Source organism: Candidatus Hydrogenedentota bacterium (genome assembly GCA_018005585.1).
In the GTDB taxonomy this organism is placed as follows: Bacteria; Hydrogenedentota; Hydrogenedentia; order Hydrogenedentales; family JAGMZX01; genus JAGMZX01.
In genome coordinates this window covers 1-5,000 of sequence record JAGMZX010000033.1, presented here as the reverse complement: position 1 = coordinate 5,000, position 5,000 = coordinate 1, and the positions used below count along the sequence as shown (strand labels likewise).

Annotated in this window: 3 protein-coding genes; 1 reads left to right on the top strand and 2 read right to left on the bottom strand. The window is 63.2% G+C overall.

The genetic code is table 11. From position 1 onward, the window contains the following. The coding region (locus KA184_07715) for a VWA domain-containing protein (protein MBP8129454.1) at positions 1-2,172 on the bottom strand (2,172 nt) is incomplete at its 3' end. Between the two features lie 239 nt (positions 2,173-2,411). Between KA184_07715 and KA184_07710 the strand changes: the two genes are divergently transcribed. Further along, on the top strand, positions 2,412-4,001 hold the full coding sequence (locus KA184_07710) for an aldehyde dehydrogenase family protein (GenBank protein MBP8129453.1): 1,590 nt from the start codon (positions 2,412-2,414) through the stop codon (positions 3,999-4,001). Positions 4,002-4,037: 36 nt separating this feature from the next. Here KA184_07710 and KA184_07705 read toward each other — a convergent pair whose 3' ends face one another. Continuing rightward, entirely contained in the window at positions 4,038-4,811 is a 774-nt protein-coding gene (locus KA184_07705) for a hypothetical protein (GenBank protein MBP8129452.1), read from the bottom strand. Positions 4,812-5,000: the final 189 nt, after the last annotated feature.

Below are 5,000 nucleotides of genomic sequence, written 5' to 3'. Positions count from 1 at the left end.
CGGCGCCGTTTCCGCTTCTGTCCGGCGCGGCGGGCTGGCGGCCTCTTGCGCAGGCTCCGCCATCACCGGCGCCGCGGCATCCGCGGCGCCACCGCCCCAACTACCCCGCCTGGCCCGCACAGGCGCGGGCGACGGCGCTGCCATCGCGGGAGCATAGCCGAAGCCGCCGCCGTAGCCGCCCATCTTCATGCCGGCCGGTGCGCCTTGGTCACCAAAGACACCCTCGTAGCTGACGCCGTCGGTCATTTCAACTGGGACTTCCACTCTCGTCACCTTTCCGCCTTCATTGATGACTTTCTCCTCGACGGCGACGAAGCTCGTGTATTGTGTGACCAAACTGAACTCAAGGCCCAACGCGATGATAGCCTTCTTCAGGTCCTCACGCGGACTGCCCGCCTGCACGCCCGACCAGTCTTGCGCCATCAGGTCATCCACCTTGGCGCGCGCCCACAAGGGTGCGAGCACATCACGGCTGATTGCGCCCTGCGCCGTCTCGGACGCGGCCGCGGCGGGCAGCTCGACTTGAATCTGCCGCTCGAACGGTCCCGCGGCGGTCTTGCCGCGCACGGTGATGGCGCCCGTGCCGCCCTTCGTGTAGCGGCCCTTCAGCACAAGCGGTTTTGCCGCGAACAGGTCGGGGATCAGCTTCGCATCGGGGAATACCTGTTCGATGTCGAGCCCGCCGAAATCGACGCTGATATCGGTCAACACGGGACTGTGAATGCGTTCGTGGAAGCGCTGCGCCGCGGCGTCGCCGTCCGATTCAAGCGTGACAATCTCCGCCTCCCCGCGGCCCTCGCGCGCCATACCCTCGATCAGGAACTGATTGACGCCGTTGCCGATGCCGAAGGCGAACACGCGCGCCGTGGCCGCGTTCTTACGGATTTCATCGAGGATAGCCATGTCGTTGCCGATGAAACCGTCGGTCATGAAACATACGATGCGCACACGTTCGGGATCGCGCGGGCCGCCGAGCGCCGCCTGGATCGCGCGCATCATTTCCGTGCCGCCGCCGCCCTCCAATCCTTCCAGGTACTGGAGCGCGCGCGCACGATTTTCCGCGGTGTTCGGTACCGGCTTGTCGAAGCAGTACCCGACACCGCCCGCGAAAGACACCAGGTTGAACGTATCGTTCGGGTTCATCTGCTCGATGCACAGCCGCATGGTCTTCTTGGCTTTCTCGATCGGGAATCCCCGCATCGAGCCGCTGCTGTCGATGACAAAGCACATCTCTTTCGGCGTGGCCTCTTCCGGCGCGACGCGCTTCGGCGGGTACAGCACCATTGTCACGAACCCGCCACGATCGTCCACGTGCGTAAGTATCGCGTCGGCAATCTTTTCCTGGGCTACGGCATACTCGAGCACGAAATCGCGGTTCGGGATTTCCTGCTGGTTCTGCAGCGTCACCACTGCCTTTTCCGGTGCTGGCCGGTCGATGGCGACCTGGTGCAGCACCGATTTCAGCGCCTGCACCGGCACGCCCGCGTCCAGCGCAACGGAGAGCGCAATGTCATGACCCGCGCGCGTACCCTCCGGCGTTACGGGCGGCGTGATGTTCTGCGCGTCCGGCACCTGGTCGGTGCCTGCGCCTGACGGCGTGCCGGGAATGTAGCGCGGCCCGACGACCATCGGGAAGGAAAACGTGTAAGTGCCGTCTTCGTAGTCCAGATACTCGACGTACGAAATGGTGATGTCAATCTTTTCGCCCGGCAGGATATTCGCCACGGACTGCGTGAAGATGTTCGGGCGCTCCTGGTCGAGCAGACTGGCCGCCTGGCCGGCCTGCTTCGCTTCCTCATAGATGCGCCGCGCTTCCTCGCGTTCCTTGATCACCCCCTTGATGACCCGTTCGCCGATGGTCATCGTCATCCGGTCTACCGCGCCGCGGTCCGACATCGGGAACCGGTAAACAGCCTCTATCGGCTCCTGATAGGGGTTCTCAAACTGCTGCGTCAACGTGACCCGCGCAATGAAGCCCGCAATGTCAACTTTCACGTCCGTATGCTTCAAGGGACATTGGCCGATAGGCTCCATGCCCTTGTTCAGGGCTTCGAGCTGGCCTTGGGTGACCTCCTGCGCCATCACCGGGCATGAACCCCATAAAAAGGCCGCCGTGATAATCAAGACGGCACAAATGCCAAAAGAACCGTTGTTCCCTGCTAATCGCCGCATCTCTGAACTCCTTTTCGGTCTTCCGCACCGAAGCGGTCCGTTGTTTCCTTGGTTCCACGCTTCCCCAATAGACCCCGGAACGCCCTCGAGGTTCGCAATGGCTTCCTGGTCCTCTTGATTCCGAAATAACAGGTCAAGTTCCCGGTGTTTTCAGTCTTGTGACGGTGCATACGTGCTGTTATCATGTTCCCGGGAGGGCTTGCGGGCTGCACTGAGGCCCATTTCGCAGGAGTTTTGCCATGAGCACCACCATGCCTGACGTACAGACGGCGCCGGTCATCGCCGTTGAGAACCCCCGCACGCACGACACGCTCTACACCATCCCCGAGCCGACACCTGAGGACGTGGACCGCGTCTACGAGAAAGCGCGGGCGGCAGCGGAGCGGCTCCGGGCGATGTCGCCGCGGGAGCGGGCCGCGGAAGCGGAAAAACTCAAGCAATACATCCTGGAGAATCGCGGGAAAATCGCCCGGCGCATCGTCGAGGAAACAGGCAAATGCATCACGGACGCGACCATGATGGAGATATTTCCCGTGGTCGACACCATCGCCTACTACCAGAAGAACGCCCCGAAATTCCTCGCGGATGAGAAGATACGCACGCCGCTCATGCTCGCGGGCAAACGGGGGCGCATTCTCTACGAGCCGATGGGTGTGGTCCTGGTCATCGCGCCATGGAACTATCCCTTCAATCTCTCGATGATTCCCTGGTTGTGTGCCTTCTTCGCGGGTAACGCGGTCATCCTCAAGCCTTCGCGCTACACGCCGCTGTGCGGCGTCGTCGAAGATATCGTCAAAAACAGCGGCTTCCTGGAAGACGCGATCCAGGTCGTCTACGCGAGCCGCCGGACGGCGGGATACCTGATCGACAAGCGGCCCGACAAGATTCACTTCACCGGCAGCGTAGATGTGGGCCGCAAGATTATGGAACATGCCGCCAAATACCTCATACCCGTCGAACTGGAACTCGGCGGCAAAGACCCGCTCATCGTTTTCGACGACGCGAACCTGGAACGCGCCGTAAACGGCGCGCTTTGGGGCAGTTTCGCGAATTGCGGGCAGACCTGCACGTCCATCGAGCGGGTCTTCGTGCATGAGCGCATTTATGAGCCCTTCGTGAACCTGCTCAAAGAAAAGGCCGAAAAACTGCGGCTGGCCGACGGCCACACGCCGGCCGACGACGGCGGCGAACTGGGCGTCGGCTGCATGACCACAGAATTCCAAATCCGCGAGATTGAGGAACAACTGGCCGAAGCCCGGTCCCGCGGAGCGAAGATTGTCACAGGCGGCGCGCGCAACGGGTCCTCCCACGTGTTTCCTCCGACGATTGTCACGGACATCGAGCCCGATATGCGCGTGCAGTGGCACGAGACCTTCGGCCCCGTCGTCACCGTGCGCAAGTTCCGCACGGAGGACGAAGCCGTGGCCATGGCCAACGATTCGCCTTACGGTCTGGCCTCGAGCGTCTGGTCCGCTGACCGGGAACGGGCTATGCGCGTAGCACGGCGCCTCATAACGGGCAACGTGTCCATCAATAACGTGTTGGCCACTCAGGCACACCCGGGTCTACCCTTCGGCGGCCTGAAGGACAGCGGTTTCGGGCGGTATCGCGGCAAGATCGGGCTGCATGCCTTCTCCAACATCAAATCCATTCTCTTAGACCGCAATTCCGGGCGACTCGAGCCATACTGGTACCCCTATTCGCGGGAAAAGCTGGCTCTCTTGTCGCGGATTATCGAGGGCGTGGTGCGCGGCGGCCCAACTGGCGTTCTCAAGACACTGCTTACCGCAGCGAAACTCGCGTTGCTGAACCGGCGCAAGCGTCTGTAGCCCGCGGCGCGAACGCTCGCGCCCGGGCGCGGGGTGTCAAGCGCCCGGCGGCCCCGCCAGCTGGGCCTTGAGTTGTTCGGCTCGCGTGCGCAACGCCTCATTCGTGCAGTGTTCCAGGAAGACGTTCAAGAGGTTCAGCGCCTCGTCCTTCTTGCCTTGCCGTTCCAGCGCGCGCGCCACCGGGAAGACGAGCTCACTCGCCGGATTGGCCTCCAGCGCCGCGCGCCCGTGCGCCAGCGCCTCATCCGTTTGCCCCCGCTGTTCCGCGACCTTCATCAGCGTGCCGTGCGCCCATTCCGCCTGCCGGGCATCATTCTCTTCCTGGGCTTTCGTCAGCCATACCGCGCTCAGCTTCTCGGCCTCGTTCAGCATCCCTTGGCGCCACAAGGCATCCACAAAACCCGCGTAGGCCCCGGCAAAGGAATAGGCCTCCGCCGGCAACGACCGGTACACTTCAATGGCTTCATCGTAGCGCTGCCGTTTCTTCAGCAAGTCGCCCAGCGCGCGCCCGCACATGTATCGTCGCTCTTCATCGCGGAAGTGGCCCGCCATCGCCTGACGGAACCGCTGGATCGCCAGTTCCTCGTGGCCCAAAGCGAGCAATTTGTTTGCCGCGTTGAACACCGCCTCGGCGCAGGCGGCGTCCAGTCCCTCGACCACGTGTTCGCCCCAGTAACCGAACGCGAAGACGAAGAACACGAGCGCAACAAACCCCAGCCCGACCAGCAAGAGGAACGCCTCATAAGCGCCGCGCGGCGCCGTGCGGTCCTCAACGTGCGCGATAGTCTCTGCCGCTGCCGTCTCGCTCATCCCTAATCCTTCCTTACACTCTCAGCCGGGCGCGTACAAAATGCTTGCGTTCCCATAGTACAAACGGGGCCCCGCGGGCGTTTGCCCGCGAGGCCCCGGAGATTCACCTTGTGCCCGGGGGGCTCAGTCCTGGCGCGCCCGGCGCACGCGCGGCAGCACCGCCACGCCCAGCGCCAGCGCCAGCACCAC